Below are 13,659 nucleotides of genomic sequence, written 5' to 3' on the forward strand. Positions count from 1 at the left end.
AGGTCTACCCCCCCATCGCCGGGGGATGGTATACTGAAGCTCCTGCTTAGCAGGCGGCGTACAAGGGGGGAGCCGGACGCCCACCCCGCGTGGAAAGGAGACGAGATGGAGAAGAAAGCGCTTCTTTCTACGCCCGTCGTGCCCATAGACATCAAGGCGTTTGACGCAGGGCCCATCCTCGAGGCCATGGGCAAGACGGCCTTCCAGGCCAGGAACCTCTACCGGGCGGCGGAGATCTACCGCCAGATGCTCCAGGACGACTGCGCGGTCATCCTCACCCTGGCGGGGAGCCTGGTCTCCGCGGGCCAGGGCCTGATCGTCCACGACCTCATCCGCAAGGGCCTGGTGGACGTCATTGTGGCCACCGGAGCCAACATTGTGGACCAGGACTTCTTCGAGGCCCTGGGCCACCGCCACTACCAGGGGGACCCTAAGGCGGACGACGAGCGGTTGCGGCGGCTTTGGATCGACCGCATCTACGACACCTACATCGACGAGGAGGAGCTCCGCCACACGGACTACACCATTGCGGAGATCGCCGAAGGCCTCGAGCCCAGGCCCTACTCCAGCCGGGAGTTCATCTGGCAGATGGGCCGGTACCTGGCCGAGAGGGGGCTAGGGGAGGCCTCCATCGTCCGGGCGGCCTACGAGGAGGGGGTTCCCATCTTCGTGCCCGCCTTCTCCGACTCCTCCGCGGGCTTCGGCCTGGTCTACCACCAGGTCAAGCACCCGGACCGGCATCTCAGCATCGACTCGGTGGCGGACTTTCGGGAGCTCACCCAGATCAAGCTCTGGGCCGGGACCACGGGGCTGGTGATGCTGGGGGGCGGGGTGCCCAAGAATTTCGCCCAGGACATCGTGGTGGCGGCAGAGGTGCTTGGGCACGAGGTGGAGATGCACAAGTACGCCATCCAGATCACGGTGGCGGACGAGCGGGACGGGGGGCTTTCCGGCTCCACGCTCTCCGAGGCGCAAAGCTGGGGCAAGGTGGACGCCGCCCTTTCCCAGATGGTCTTCGCCGAAGCCACCTTGGCCTTTCCCCTCCTCGCCTCCTACGTCTACCACCGGGTGGAGGGCCGGGCCAAGCGGCGCTACGCGGACCGGTTCAGCCTAGGGGTGCCTGCGGCCTGAGGGGGCCTGGCATAAGGCGGACGGGGGTTGCCCATAAGGGGGCAGCCCCCTTAGACTTCCCTTAAATGCCCGAAGCCTTCAAGCAGTACCTGCGCGAGACCTTTGGGGTGACCGCCCCCCTTTCCCCGGGGCGGTTCGAGAGCGAGCTGGCCAAACGAATCGGAAGCCCTGCTAAGCGGGCCCCCGTCCTTAAAGCCTGGAAGCGGTACCTGGAGGGCGGGGGCCTGGAGGGGGTGCGAAGTTTTTACCGGGAGGTCCTGAGGGTGCCCAAGGGGGAGGCCCTGGTCTACGCCATGCACCTTCCCTACCTGGAGTTTTACGTCCAGGAGGTGCCCCCCCGGGTGGAGGGGCGGGTTTTGGAGGTGGGGGGGTTCACCGGGGCCTTGGTGGGGTATCTGCACAGGGTGCGGCCCGAGCTTTCCTGGCACGCCCTGGAGGGGGTGGAGGAGGCTCTGGAGCTCGGGCAGAGGCGGTTTCCCGAGGTCAGCTGGCACCTGGGCTGGGCGGAGACCTGGGAGGCGGAGGAGGTCTTCGACACCCTTCTCCTCCTCTCCGTCTTCCCCGAGGGATACCTGGGGGAGTTGGAAAGCCAGCTGAACCCGGAGAATTTCTGGAGAACATTTCACTTCTTTCCCAGGATGGAGGCCATGGCCCGCTTCCTTAGGCCTGGAGGGCTTCTCGTCTACGGCCATGGCCCTTTTCTGGGGAAGAGCCTGGAGGGGGTGGAGGAGGGGCTTGTCCGTCTGGGCTTCACCCAGGTAATGCGGGTGGGGGATGGGGACTACGCCTTGGTCCTCGCCCGGCGGCCAGAGGCGCTCCAAAGGCCTAAGGAGGCCCAGGCCTTCCCCCTAAGGGAGCCGGTTGTCCCCAAACGCCCAGAGGAGGAACCGGTCCTGGTCCGGGCCGAGGGGGTATGCGAGGCCGCCCGGGCCAGCCTGGAAGCGGGGGCTTACCAGGAGGTCTTGGCCCTCCTCCCCGAGGAGGCCGAAGGGGAGGCGGCCTACCTAAGGGGCCGGGCCCTTTTTGCCCTGGGGCGGTACCTGGAGGCGGAGGAGGCTTTGAGGAGGGCGGGCCGGGAGGAGGCGGAGGCGCTCAGGAACTGGGTCTGGGTGGAGCTTGGGGAGTATCAGAAGGCGTTGCCCCGCCTGGAGGCCCAGGCCTACCGGGGGGGTAGGCACCGCCTCTATCTGGGCCGGGCCTACCTGGGCCTGGGCCGGTACGCGGATGCCCTACGCCAGTTTGTGGAGTCAGGCCTGGAGGAGGCCGGGCTCTATATCCAGGTGGCCCTGGAGAGGATCCAGGAGCGGATGGAGCGGTTTGCCCGGGAAGGGGAGTGGATCGAGGTGAGCCGGCGGGCGGAGTTCGTGGAGGACCTGGACCCGGCCCTTCTCACCAAGGGGATGCTCCGCCTGGGCCTAAGGGCCGCCCTCCTCCAGGGGCTTTGGGCCCGGGCCAACCGGTACGCCCGCCGCCTGGCGGATCTGGACGAGGCGGAGGGGTTCTTAGGCCTGGCCTTGGTGGCCCTACGCCTCCGCTTTGCGGCCGAGGCCACGGGGACTGAAGGGCTTAAGGAGGTGGAGCCCTACCTCACGGAGGCGAGCGTGCGGGCGGAGCTTCCCGAGGCTTTGCTGCTTCTCGGCATCCTGAGGGAGAAGGAGGGGCGGCACCACGAGGCCCTTCCCCTTTTAGAACGGGCCGCCCGGCGGGGGGAGGGGGGGGTGGCGGGCCTGGCCTACCACCACCTGGCCCGGGTCAAGCGGGCCCTGGGCCACCCTGTTTTGGAGGTCCTGGGGGACTACAAGCGGGCCCACGCCCACCGGGCCTACCCTCCCTATTTCCTCTACCAGATGGCCCGGGAGGCTTTGGAGGCGGGGGCGGAGGTCCTCGCCCGGGAGCTCCTTTCCCGGGTAAGGGATGCGGGGCTAGAGGAGGTGGAGGAGAAGGACCTCCTGGGCCTGGTGGGCCTGGTGGAGCGGCTCGAGGGCCCCTGGGAGGCCTTCCGCCTGGTCTTTGAGGCCATCGCCCGCACCCCAGGTGCGGGGTTTGAGCTCCTGAGCCTCGCCTACCGCCTCTCCCGGGCCTTCCCCGAGACGGAGGAGGCGGAGCGGGTCAGGGGGGAGTACCTGGCCTTGCTTTACCGGGAGGGGCGGCTGAAGGAGGTGGAACACCTCCTGCTTTCCGAGCTCCAGACCCGCCCCCAGGCCTTGGACCTCCTGTTTGACCTGGCGGAGCATTACGAGCGCAAGGGGGCTTGGAAGGAGGCGGCGGAGGTCTGGCAGAAGGCCTTGGAGGTGGCGCTTTACCGGGAGAAGGATCTGGGGCTGGCCAAGGAGATCCTGCGCAACCTGATCTTCCTGAGGCCCCACGACGAAAGCCTCTTCCTTTACCTCGAGGAGCTCAAGGCGGCCTCGAAGAAGGTGGCGGTCCTGGGGGAGGAGGCCTTGCCCATTCCCGAAAAGGGGGGGCTTTTACAGGAGGGGCTTCCCCAGTTCCACGGGGAGTACCTCCTGGTCCTGGGGGGGCATACCCAGCTTCGGAGCCGGCTTATCCCCTTTTTGGAGGAGCGGGGGCTCAGGGTGGACTGGTTTGACTCGGACCAGCAGGCCTCCGGCCGGGAGGCCTTAAGGCGGATCCAGAGCCGGCTGGAGAAGGCCCATGGCCTCCTGATCGTCTCCAGCTACGTGGGACATGACCTTTCCGAGCCGGTCCGGGCCGAGGCGGAGCGGCTGGGGGTACCCGTCTACATCATCCCGGGCCGGGCCCGGGGGATGACGGGGTTCTTGCGGGCCCTTTCCGAGTTCGCGCCCCAGATGTTCAAGCGGGCCTTAAGGGGCGTAGAGTAGGGGCATGGAGATCGGGTTCTCCCCTTGCCCCAACGACACCTTCACCTTCTACGCCCTGGTGCACGGCAAAGTGCCCGCCCCTGCCCCGGTTAGGCCGGTCCTGGAGGATGTGGAGACCCTCAACCGCTGGGCCTTGGAGGGAAGGCTTCCTTTGACGAAGCTCTCCTACGCTGCCTACGCCCGGGTCCGGGACCGGTACGTGGCCTTGCGCAGCGGAGGGGCCTTGGGCCGGGGGGTGGGGCCTTTGATCGTGGCCCGGCGGCCTTTGAAGAGCCTGAAAGGGGCGCGGGTGGCCGTTCCGGGTCGAAACACCACGGCCTTCCTCCTCCTTTCCCTGTACGCGGAGGACTTCCTACCGGTGGAGGTCCGTTACGACCAGATCATGCCCCTGGTGGCGAGAGGGGAGGTGGAGGCGGGGCTTATCATCCACGAAAGCCGGTTTACCTACCCGGAGTATGGCCTGGGCAAGGTCTTGGACCTGGGGGAGTGGTGGGAGGGCTGGACCGGCCTGCCACTCCCTTTGGGGGCCATCCTGGCCCGGAGGGAGTTGGGCGAGGAGGCGATCCGGGCCTGGGACGAGGCGGTGCGAGGGAGCCTAGAGTACGCCCTCGCCCATCCGGAAAAGACCCTCCCCTTCCTAAAGGCCCACGCCCAAGAGCTTTCCGAGGAGGTCATCTGGGCCCATGTCAAGACCTATGTGAACGCCTTTTCCTTGGACGTGGGGAAGGAGGGGGAGGCCGCGGTGCGGCGGCTTTTCCAGGAGGCCGAGGCCCGGGGGATCCTTCCTGCCTCGAGCCAACCCCTGTTTCTCTGAGCCACCCCCCGGGGCCCTAAGGGTGTCCCCTTTCTGGGGCAGAAAGGGCCTGGCCCCCATCCTGCCAAGGTGGAGACCGCACGGTCCAGCCTGCTCATGACCTCGGCGCCTTGGTCGCGGGATCGGGTCCCCACCCCCTTGAGCGGCCAAAGAACCCCATCCCCTGCGGAGGCGTCCGGCCCTTACGGTTTTCGACCGTGAGGGGCACGATGGCCCCCCACCCTCCCTTTTCTGTAAGCTTTAGGCATGGGATCCCCCCTGAGTCGGCTTTCCGAGGAGGCCAGGCGGGAGGTGATGCGCTTAGCCCGTCCCTTCCGCCTGCGCCGAGGCGAGGTGCTCTTCTACCCCCAGGACCCCGCGCACACGGTCTACCTGGTGGAGGAGGGGCTTGTCCGGCTCTTCCTTCTGGGCCAGAAGGATGAGGAGGCCACCTTGGCCGTTCTGGGCCCCGGGGGGGTCCTGGGGGAGGCCGCCTTTCTGGGCGGGGCCTACGGGGCGTACGCGGAGCCCTTGGTCTACACCGAGGGGGTCTCCTTCCCCGGCCGGGAGCTGGCCCTGGTGGTGCAGCGAAACCCGGAGGTGGCCCGGCTTTTCCTCGAGCTCAGCTTAGGCCGGCTGAAGGAGACGGAGCGGCGCCTGGCGGAACTGCGCTTCCTTTCGGTCTCCGCCCGGCTGGCCCAGGCCCTCCTCCGCCACTTCCCGGACGGGGAGGTGCCCTTGAGCCACCAGGACCTGGCCGCTCTGGTGGGGGCCACCCGGGAGACGGTGACCAAGCTCCTCGGGGAGTGGGCCCTAAGGGGGGTCCTGGAGCTCGGATACCGGAAGATCCAGGTGGTGGACAAGGAGGGGCTGGCCAGGATCCTGGAGGAAGGATGAAGGGGCTGGCCTTGAAAGCCCTGGGGCTTTTCACCGAGGAGGACCTGGCAGAAAGGCTGGAGGTGCCCAGGCCAGCGGACCGGTCCCGCCTGGTCCAGGCCCTGGCGGGGTACCTGCGCCGCCTGGGGGCCCCCAAGGAGGCTTTGGACCAGCTTCAGGCCCTGGCCCACCCGGAGGGGCGGAGCATCCTCACTGGCCAGCAGCCGGGGCTTCTGGGAGGGCCCGCCTATACGTTTTACAAAGCCCACACGGCTTTAAAGCTCCGGGAGGGGCAAAGCCGACCGGTGGCCGCGGTCTTCTGGGTGGCCTCCCATGACCACGACGTGGAGGAGGTGCGCCACCTCCACCTTTTGGACCTGGAGGAGCGCTTCACCACCCTTTCCCTCCCCCTTCCCCCGAGGCCCTTGGGCCGCATCCCCCTCGAGCCCTACCGGGAGGCGATCCGGGAGGCCTTGGCCTCCTTTCCCCAGGACGAGCGTCTGGACTACGCCCTTTCGGCGAGGACCCTTTCCGAGTCCTTTGCCCGGCTTCTTCTCGCCTACCTCGGCCCCAGGGGACTCCTGGTCTTTGACCCCATGGCCGAGGAGCTTGCCCCTTTGCTCGTGGAAGGGCTTCTAGAGGAGCTGGAAGACCCCTTGGCCTCCGCCGAAGCCATCAACCGGGAAGCCTCCCGGATCCGGGCCCTCGGGGGTAGGCCCACCCTGAGGCGGAAGCCCGGGGCCACCAACCTGTTTCTCGAGACGGAGGAGCGCCGCCTCCTCTTTTACGAAGGGGGGAGGTTCACCGACGGCCAGAGGGGGTACAGCAAAAAGGAGCTCAGGGAGATTCTCCTTTCCGATCCCACCCGGATTACCCCCGCCGCCGGGCTCAGGCCCGTCCTTCAGGACCGGATCTTCCCCACCGCCGCCCTTGTGGCGGGGCCGAATGAGCTTCTGTACCTGGCGGAGCTTTCCGGGGTCTACGCCCTCCACCAAGTCCCCCTTCCCGCCTTTATCCAGAGGCTTTCCGCCCTGGTGGTGGAGCCCCCTGTGGGGCGCATTCTCAGGAAGTACCGCCTGGACCCTTGGGCCTTCGTGGAGCGGGAGGAGGTGTTTTTGGAGGCCCTGAGGCCCCATCTGGAGGAGGTGGTGCGGTTCGAAGAGCGGCTGAGGCGCCTGGCCGAGGAGGCGAAGGGGCTTATCGAGGAGGCCAGCTCGCTTCGGCCGGGCCTGGTCCGGCCCCTGGCCCGGTTCCGGGCCCGGGTCCTGGGGGAGGGGGAGCGGCTTCTCTCCAAGGCCCTTCGGCGGAGGCTCCTCGAGGACGAGGTCCTGGCCCAACACCTGCGCCGGCTCAAGCTCCACCTCAGGCCCTTGGACACCCCTCAGGAGCGGGTTTATCCCTTTGTCATGTACGCCCTCAAGCACCCGGTGGCCCTGGAGAGGCTGGAGGCCCTTCCCGCCCTGGGCCGCCACCGGATAGACTTGGGCTAAATGCGAGGCCTGATCCTTCTCCCTCTATTGGCCGTGGGCATCCTTGCCCTTAAGGGCCTCCCCTCCTGGGGGCAGAGGCCGGCGGAGGTCTGGGTCCGGGTCCTGCTCAAGGAGGCCAAGGAGCCGGTGGTCGTCAAGACCCCGGAGGGGGAGGTCTCCCTCCGGCGGTCCCTTCCGGGGGGGGTCTGGGCGGAGGGGAAGGTGGTGGAGAGCCTGGTCCTGGAGGGGCCTTTCCGCCTGGACGGGCGGAGCTACCGGGGAAGCCTTTGGGTCTTGCCCTCCATGTCTGGACTTTTTTTGATCAACGCCCTTCCCCTGGAGGAGTACCTCCTGGGGGTCTTGCCCGGAGAGATGCCGGGGGGGTTCCCCCAGGAGGCCCTTATGGCCCAGGCGGTGCTCGCCCGAACCTATGCGGTCCACCGCCTGAACCCCCAGGCCCCCTATGATCTTTGCGCCACGGAGCTCTGCCAGGTCTACGGGGGGATGGGGGTGGAGACCCCGGTGCACCGGAGGGCCGTGGAGGCCACCTCGGGCCAGGTGGTGAGCCTTCCGGCGGGCCCGGGGGTCCACCAGGCCATCTCGGCCCTGTACCACTCCGACAGTGGAGGGATGACCGCGGGGAGCGAGGAGGTCTATGGCCGGTTCGTCCCCTACCTCAGGCCCAGGCCCGACCCCTTCAGCCCCAAAAGGGCCTGGGAGGTCCGGGTTTCTTGGAGGTCGCTTCTTGGTGTTTGGCCCTCCGGGCCAAAGCAACCCCGTCAGGGGAACACGAAAGGGCTTTCCGAGGCCCTGAGCGTGCCTTCTTCAGAGGAGGAGGCGTTTGCCCTTCTCAAGCGGAGCGAGAGCGGCCGGGCCTACCGCATCCGGGTCTGGGGGAGGGAGATGGAGGGGCCGGAGGCCACCCGCTTCCTCCGCGCTTTGGGCCTCCCGTCCACCCTGATTGAGGAGGTCCAGGCGGGGCCGGAAGGCCTGACCATCCGGGGCCGGGGGGCGGGGCACGGCCTGGGGCTTTCCCAGTGGGGGGCCAGGGGGATGGCGGAGGCCGGGTACGGGTACCGGGAGATCCTCGGCTACTACTTCCCCGGGACCTTCCTCTCCAACCTCGCGGCCCGCTAGGACCGGGATGTGGATTGAGACCCCGTTCTGCCCTTTGTGGCTCGAGGTCTCGCCAAGGGGGATCCGGCGCCTCGAGCCCCTCCTTTGGCCCGGGGCACTGGACCCCGGGGCAAAGGAGGCGGAAGGCCCCTTGGCCCAGGAGGTGGAAAGACGGCTACGGGCCTATTTTGACCGGCGCCGTCCAGGGTTTTCCGACCTCCCCTTGGACTACACCGGGCTAAACCCCCTTCGGGTGGCGGTCTATGAGGAGGTGCGAGGGATTCCCTACGGCGAGGTGCGAAGCTACAAGGAGGTGGGCCAAGCCCTTGCCCTTTCGGCCCGGGCGGTGGGGGCGGCTTTGAGGGGCTGTCCCTTCTTCCTCCTCGTCCCCGCCCACCGGGTTGTCCACCAGGACGGCCGCCTGGGGGGGTTTAAGGGCCTGGAGGGCCTGAAGGCCAGGCTGCTTTCCCTGGAGGGGCTAGACCTCGCGCCAGACGGCCACCTCAAGGGGCGGAAGCGGGGGGCCGTGTAGCCTTCCCCCTTCCACCTTGGCCCTGGCCCCGCTCAGGAGGTCCTCCGCCTCCCCCCCCCTGGGCCAGAGGCCGTGGAGGGGGAGGTCCTGGGGGCAGGTCTCGGGCGTGGCGTTCGCCACCACGAGCAGCCTTCCCCGGGCGAAGGCCAGGTGGCCGTGGGCGGCGTAGACCCTCTGGTAAGGGGCGTGCCTGAGCTCGGGGTGGGCCCTCCTGAGCTCGGCCATCCGCCGGACCCGTTGCAACAGGGTCTGGTCCCAGCGGGCCTCGTCCCAGACCATTCCCGCCCGGTTCTCCGGGTCGTGCCCCCCCTCCATCCCGACCTCCTCCCCGTAGTAGACCATGGGGCTTCCCGGGAGGAGGAAAAGAAGGCTGAGGGCGAGCCGGGCCCGTTCCCGGTTGCCCCGCAAAAGGGTGAGAAGCCTCGGAGTGTCGTGCGAGGTGAGGAGGTTGAGCTGGCTCTGCACCACCTCTTCCCGGTAGAGGCTGAAAAGCCGCTCCAACCGGTGGCTGAAGGCTAGGGCTTGGAGGGGCTCGAGGGGGCCGAGGCCGCTTCGGGCGGCCAGGTCCCGGTCCAGCTCACCCCCTCCGGCGAAGCCCAAAAGGGCCCGGGCCAGGGGGTAGTTCATCGTGGCGTCGAAGAGATCCCCCTGGAGCCACTCCGGGGCCTCCTCCCAGATCTCCCCCACCAGGTAGGCCTCGGGGTTGGCCATCTTCACCCGGCGGCGAAAGGCGCGCCAGAACTCGAGGTCCTGGATCTCGTTCGGCACGTCCAGCCGCCAGCCGTCTATCCCAAAGTGGACCCAGTGCTCGGCCACCTTCAGGAGGTAGGCCCGGACCTCGGGGTTTTGGTGGTTGAACTTGGGCAGCTCGGCGTTGCCCCACCAGGCCTCGTAGTTGGGTGCCCCCCCGTACGCGTTTAGGGGAAAGCCCCGCACCCGGTACCAGTCCTGGTAGGGGCTATGGGGCCCATTTTCCAGAAGGTGCTGGAAGGCGAAAAACCCCCGGCCCGAGTGGTTAAAAACCCCATCCAGGATGACCCTTATCCCCAGGCCGTGGGCCTTGTCCAGAAGGTGCCTGAGGGCCTGGTTCCCGCCCAGGACGGGATCAACCTGGAAATAATCCACGGTATGGTACCGGTGGTTGGCGGTGGAGGAGAAGACGGGGTTGAGGTAGATCGCCTCCACCCCAAGCCAGGCCAGGTAGGGAAGCTTTTCCGCCACCCCGAAGAGGGTGCCCCCCTTGAACCCCCGCAGGCTGGGCGGGGCCTCCCAGGGTTCGAAGGGGCCGGTGGGGGCGGGAAGGCCGTGGGGTCCAAAGCGGAAAAACCGGTCGGGAAAGATCTGATAGAAAAAGGCGCCGCGGCTCCAAAGGGGCGTCACGAATCCCAGTGTACCACGGGAAAATGGTATTCCAATTCACAAATTCTCTTGTCCGGACGCCCTCCCCTTTGGTATCCTGCCAGGGCATGCGGGGGCGGCTTTTTGTCCTGACGGGGGCAAGCGGGGTGGGAAAGGGGACGGTCCGGGCCAAGGTCCTGGAAAGGACCCGGCTCTTCTACTCCATCTCCATGACCACCCGCCCGCCCAGGCCGGGGGAACGGCACGGGGTGGACTACTACTTCGTGGATGAGGCTGCGTTTTTAGACCTGGTGGCCAAGGGGGGCTTCTTGGAGTACGCCCAGTATGTGGACCACTACTACGGCACCCCCAGGCTTCCCGTGGAGCGGGCCTTGGCCCGGGGGGAGGATGTCTTGCTGGAGATCGAGGTCCAGGGGGCCCTCCAGGTCCGAGAGCGGTTCCCGGCGGCGGTCCTCATCTTCCTCGCCCCCCCTTCCCTTTCGGAGCTTAGAAGGCGGCTTCTCCTCCGGGGCAAGGACACCCCGGAGAAGATCGCCAAGCGCCTGGCCCGGGCGGAGGAGGAGATCCGCTTGGCCCACCTCTTCGACTATGTGGTGGTCAACGAGGTGGTGGAGGAGGCGGCCTTTGAGCTTTTGACCATTATAAGAGCGGAAAAGCACAAGACCCCCTATATGGACGAGGCCTTGAGGCGGGCCCTTTCCCGCGACCCCGATTTGGAATCGGAACTGGACGAGATCGAAAGGAGGCTCTGATGGCAGAGGTGGGGATTGACCAGATGCTGGCCATGGTGGACTCCAAGTACCGCCTGACGGTGGTGGTGGCCAAGCGGGCGGAGCAGCTCCTCCGCTACCGCTTCAAGAACACCGCCTTGGCCCCCGAGGAGCGCCCCAAGATGCGCACCCTCGAGGGCCTTAAGGATGACCCCAACGCGGTGACCTGGGCCATGAAGGAGCTGCTTTTGGGCCGGCTCGTCTTCGGGGAGAACCTGGTCCCCGAGGACCGGCTGCAAAAGGAGCTGGATAAGCTGTATCCGGTGGAGGGAGAGAAGGAGAGGTAATGCGGGTCCTGGTGGCCGCCACAGGCGGAGTGGCCGCGATCAAGACCCCCCAGGTGCTCAGGCGCCTGCGGGAACGGGGGCATGAGGTCCGGGTTCTGGCCACCTCGAGGGCCCTGGACTTCGTTACCCCCCTTTCCTTGGCCCTGGCGGCGGGGGGGGAGGTGGCCACGGAGGAGGCCTGGTTCCGGCCGGACGGCCGGGCCCTCCACCTCGAGCTCGCCCGCTGGGCGGAGGCGGTCTTGGTGGCCCCGGCCACCGCGGACGCCTTGGCCAAGGCGGCCTTGGGCCTGGCCGACGACCTCCTTTCCACCACCCTCCTGGCGGGGGCAGCCCGGGTGGCCTGGGCCCCCGCGATGAACAAGGAGATGTGGGCGAGCCCCCTGGTCCAGGCCCATGTGGAGGCCCTGAAGGCCCGGGGGCACGCCTTCTTCGGCCCCGTCCACGGGCCTTTGGCCGCGGTGGGAGAGGGGGAGGGGCTCGGCCGGATGATGGAGCCCGAGGACCTGGTGGGGAGGCTGGAAAGCTGGCTTACCCCCAAGGACCTTAAGGGCCTGAGGCTCCTGGTCTCCGCCGGGCCTACCCGGGAGTACATCGACCCGGTGCGCTTCCTTTCCAACCCCTCCTCGGGCCGGATGGGCTTCGCCGTGGCCGAGGCCGCCCGGGACCGCGGGGCGGAGGTGGTCCTGGTGGCCGGCCCCACCGGCCTAACCCCCCCCTGGGGGGTGGAGGTGGTCCGGGTGGAAAGCGCTTTGGAGATGCGCCAGGCCCTCCTTTCCCGCTACCCTTGGGCGGAGGCCGTGGTCATGGCTGCGGCGGTGGCGGACTACCGGGCGGCCGAGGTCTTGAAGGAGAAGGAGCCCAAGGCGGAGGAGGAGAGAATCCTCCGCCTGGTCAAAAACCCCGATATCCTCCAAGAGATGGGGCAAAGCAAGGGGGAAAGGGTCCTGGTGGGCTTTGCCATGGAGACCCAGGAGGGGTTGGAGCGGGCGAGGGGTAAGCTTCTTCGCAAGAATCTGGACCTGGTGGTTTTAAACTATGTGAACCGGGCAGGGGTGGGCTTTGGAAGCGAGGAGAACGAGGTGACCCTGGTCTACAAAGACCGGGCAGAGTCCCTCCCCCGCGCTTCCAAACGCTGGATTGCCGATCGTATTCTGGATGAAATTAAGCGTTTGAGGGGGAGCGTATGAACAAGGCCGAGCGGCACCGCGCCATCCAGGAGATCGTGAGCAAGGAGGAGATCTCCACCCAGAAGGAGCTGGTGGAAAGGCTAAGGGCGAGGGGGTTCAACGTCACCCAGGCCACGGTGAGCCGGGACATCGCTGAGCTCCACCTGGTCCGGGTCTCCTTGGGCAAGGGGCGGCACAAGTACGCCCTGGCCGACCTCGAGCTTCCCGAAGACGTTTTGGGAATCCTCAGGAAGCGGTTTAAGGAGTTTGTGAAGGACATTGACCGCGGGGGGAATATCCTGGTCATCAAGACCGCGGAGGGCCATGCCTCGGGGATCGCCCTTTTGATCGACCGGCTCAAGCGGGACGAGATCGTGGGCACCCTGGCGGGGGAGGACACGATTTTGGTCGTGGCCCGGAGCGAGGAGGGGGCTCAGGCCTTGGAGGAGGAGTTCGGCGGGTTTTTGGCCTAGGGGTCGGCTTTGGAGTTTTTCCTGAAGGCCTTCCTGACCCTCTTTTTGGTCATGGACCCGGTGGGCCTGGTCCCCTTTTTCCTGGGCCTGGCCGGGCACAAGCCCCCTTTGCGCCAGATCCAGATCGCCCGCAAGGCGGTTTTGGTGGCGGGGGCGGTGATCACCTTTTTCTTCTTCTTCGGGGCCTGGTTTTTGAACCACCTGGGCATCCGCCTCGAGGCCCTGCGGATCGCCGGCGGGATCCTCCTTTTCCGCATCGCCTTGGACATGGTCTTCGCCCACCTGGAGCGGGAGACCGAGGAGGAGCGGGCGGAGGCCAGCCTTAGGGAGGACGTCTCCGTCTTCCCCCTGGCCATTCCCCTGATCGCGGGGCCCGGGGCCATGGCCAGCGTCCTCATCCTGGCGGGGGAGGCCAAGGGGAGCCCCGGGGGTGCGCTGATGGTTTTGGTGGCGGCCTACCTGGTCCTTCTGGTGGCCTATGTCTTTCTGCGGGGAGCGGTCTTGGTCCGCCGCGCCTTGGGCCGGACGGGGGTGAATGTGGTCACCCGGGTCCTGGGCGTGCTTCTGGCCGCCTTGGCGGTGCAGTACGTGGCGGACGGGGTGCGGGGGTTTCTGGGCTGAGCGTCACCGCTTTCCTTGGAGGAGGCTTCGGGCGTGGCGCAGCGCGGCCTCGGTGTAGCTTCCAGAGAGCATCCGCGCCAGCTCCTTGACCCGCTCTTCCCCCTCCACCCGCTCCACCCGCACCCCCAGGTCCGGGTCTTTGGTCACCCGGAAGTGGGCCTGGGCCAAGGCGGCGATCTGGGGGAGGTGGGTGACCACCAGGACCTGGCGGGTTTGGGAAAGA

At 67.4% G+C, this 13,659-nt stretch carries 13 protein-coding genes and 1 pseudogene; 12 read left to right on the forward strand and 2 right to left on the reverse strand.

The window, feature by feature from the left end; all coding sequences use genetic code 11:
• The first annotated feature begins 105 nt into the window (after positions 1 to 105).
• The 7 genes from C4301_RS07310 to C4301_RS07340 all read left to right on the forward strand — a co-directional run bounded on the left by C4301_RS07310 (position 106) and on the right by C4301_RS07340 (position 8,760).
• The gene (locus tag C4301_RS07310) at positions 106 to 1,131 is read left to right on the forward strand and encodes a 1,9-bis(guanidino)-5-aza-nonane synthase (protein ID WP_352414441.1); all 1,026 of its coding nucleotides are present in this window, start codon (positions 106 to 108) and stop codon (positions 1,129 to 1,131) included.
• A 65-nt stretch (positions 1,132 to 1,196) separates the two neighbouring features.
• Complete coding sequence (locus tag C4301_RS07315) at positions 1,197 to 3,974, forward strand: hypothetical protein (RefSeq protein WP_352414442.1); 2,778 nt, start codon at positions 1,197 to 1,199, stop codon at positions 3,972 to 3,974.
• Positions 3,975 to 3,978: 4 nt separating this feature from the next.
• Positions 3,979 to 4,788, forward strand: a complete 810-nt coding sequence (locus C4301_RS07320) for a menaquinone biosynthesis family protein (protein WP_352414443.1) — start codon at positions 3,979 to 3,981, stop codon at positions 4,786 to 4,788.
• Between the two features lie 246 nt (positions 4,789 to 5,034).
• Positions 5,035 to 5,664 carry a Crp/Fnr family transcriptional regulator gene (locus tag C4301_RS07325; RefSeq protein WP_352414444.1) on the forward strand — a complete coding sequence of 210 codons (630 nt, stop codon included), beginning with the start codon at positions 5,035 to 5,037 and terminating at the stop codon, positions 5,662 to 5,664.
• Positions 5,661 to 7,133 carry a bacillithiol biosynthesis cysteine-adding enzyme BshC gene (gene bshC, locus C4301_RS07330; protein WP_352414445.1) on the forward strand — a complete coding sequence of 491 codons (1,473 nt, stop codon included), beginning with the start codon at positions 5,661 to 5,663 and terminating at the stop codon, positions 7,131 to 7,133. The genes C4301_RS07325 and bshC overlap by 4 nt, the downstream gene beginning before the upstream one ends.
• Complete coding sequence (locus C4301_RS07335; RefSeq protein WP_352414446.1) at positions 7,134 to 8,249, forward strand: SpoIID/LytB domain-containing protein; 1,116 nt, start codon at positions 7,134 to 7,136, stop codon at positions 8,247 to 8,249.
• 7 nt (positions 8,250 to 8,256) lie between these two features.
• On the forward strand, positions 8,257 to 8,760 hold the full coding sequence (locus tag C4301_RS07340) for a methylated-DNA--[protein]-cysteine S-methyltransferase (protein ID WP_352414447.1): 504 nt from the start codon (positions 8,257 to 8,259) through the stop codon (positions 8,758 to 8,760).
• Here the strand turns inward: C4301_RS07340 and C4301_RS07345 are convergent.
• Complete coding sequence (locus C4301_RS07345; RefSeq protein ID WP_352414448.1) at positions 8,707 to 10,140, reverse strand: glycoside hydrolase family 13 protein; 1,434 nt, start codon at positions 10,138 to 10,140, stop codon at positions 8,707 to 8,709. The two genes, C4301_RS07340 and C4301_RS07345, sit on opposite strands and share 54 nt — an antisense overlap.
• Before the next feature lie 86 nt (positions 10,141 to 10,226).
• On the opposite strand from C4301_RS07345, the gene gmk reads away from it, so the two are divergent.
• The 5 genes from gmk to C4301_RS07370 are packed head-to-tail and all read left to right on the forward strand — an operon-like array spanning position 10,227 to position 13,436.
• On the forward strand, positions 10,227 to 10,871 hold the full coding sequence (gmk, locus tag C4301_RS07350) for a guanylate kinase (protein ID WP_352414449.1): 645 nt from the start codon (positions 10,227 to 10,229) through the stop codon (positions 10,869 to 10,871).
• Positions 10,871 to 11,176, forward strand: a complete 306-nt coding sequence (gene rpoZ, locus C4301_RS07355; RefSeq protein ID WP_352414450.1) for a DNA-directed RNA polymerase subunit omega — start codon at positions 10,871 to 10,873, stop codon at positions 11,174 to 11,176. The genes gmk and rpoZ overlap by 1 nt, the downstream gene beginning before the upstream one ends.
• Positions 11,176 to 12,363, forward strand: a complete 1,188-nt coding sequence (coaBC, locus tag C4301_RS07360) for a bifunctional phosphopantothenoylcysteine decarboxylase/phosphopantothenate--cysteine ligase CoaBC (protein ID WP_352414451.1) — start codon at positions 11,176 to 11,178, stop codon at positions 12,361 to 12,363. The genes rpoZ and coaBC overlap by 1 nt, the downstream gene beginning before the upstream one ends.
• Positions 12,360 to 12,815: an arginine repressor gene (gene argR, locus C4301_RS07365; protein ID WP_352414452.1), complete on the forward strand. Its 456-nt coding sequence runs from the start codon at positions 12,360 to 12,362 to the stop codon at positions 12,813 to 12,815. The genes coaBC and argR overlap by 4 nt, the downstream gene beginning before the upstream one ends.
• Before the next feature lie 9 nt (positions 12,816 to 12,824).
• Positions 12,825 to 13,436: a MarC family protein gene (locus C4301_RS07370; protein ID WP_352414453.1), complete on the forward strand. Its 612-nt coding sequence runs from the start codon at positions 12,825 to 12,827 to the stop codon at positions 13,434 to 13,436.
• A 3-nt stretch (positions 13,437 to 13,439) separates the two neighbouring features.
• Here C4301_RS07370 and C4301_RS07375 read toward each other — a convergent pair.
• Positions 13,440 to 13,659 (reverse strand): annotated as a pseudogene (locus C4301_RS07375) (DNA repair protein RecN); the annotation flags it as partial.

It is taken from the genome of Thermus sp., from assembly GCF_040290245.1.
In the GTDB taxonomy this organism is placed as follows: domain Bacteria; phylum Deinococcota; class Deinococci; order Deinococcales; family Thermaceae; genus Thermus_A.

Bases quoted from the DNA above. Each gene is read 5' to 3' on its own strand.
- C4301_RS07325 (WP_352414444.1), top strand. From the start codon at position 5,035: ATGGGATCCCCCCTGAGTCGGCTTTCCGAGGAGGCCAGGCGGGAGGTG.
- gmk (WP_352414449.1), top strand. From the start codon at position 10,227: ATGCGGGGGCGGCTTTTTGTCCTGACGGGGGCAAGCGGGGTGGGAAAG.
- argR (WP_352414452.1), top strand. From the start codon at position 12,360: ATGAACAAGGCCGAGCGGCACCGCGCCATCCAGGAGATCGTGAGCAAG.
- coaBC (WP_352414451.1), top strand. From the start codon at position 11,176: ATGCGGGTCCTGGTGGCCGCCACAGGCGGAGTGGCCGCGATCAAGACC.
- C4301_RS07335 (WP_352414446.1), top strand. From the start codon at position 7,134: ATGCGAGGCCTGATCCTTCTCCCTCTATTGGCCGTGGGCATCCTTGCC.
- bshC (WP_352414445.1), top strand. From the start codon at position 5,661: ATGAAGGGGCTGGCCTTGAAAGCCCTGGGGCTTTTCACCGAGGAGGAC.
- rpoZ (WP_352414450.1), top strand. From the start codon at position 10,871: ATGGCAGAGGTGGGGATTGACCAGATGCTGGCCATGGTGGACTCCAAG.
- C4301_RS07315 (WP_352414442.1), top strand. From the start codon at position 1,197: ATGCCCGAAGCCTTCAAGCAGTACCTGCGCGAGACCTTTGGGGTGACC.
- C4301_RS07340 (WP_352414447.1), top strand. From the start codon at position 8,257: ATGTGGATTGAGACCCCGTTCTGCCCTTTGTGGCTCGAGGTCTCGCCA.
- C4301_RS07310 (WP_352414441.1), top strand. From the start codon at position 106: ATGGAGAAGAAAGCGCTTCTTTCTACGCCCGTCGTGCCCATAGACATC.
- C4301_RS07320 (WP_352414443.1), top strand. From the start codon at position 3,979: ATGGAGATCGGGTTCTCCCCTTGCCCCAACGACACCTTCACCTTCTAC.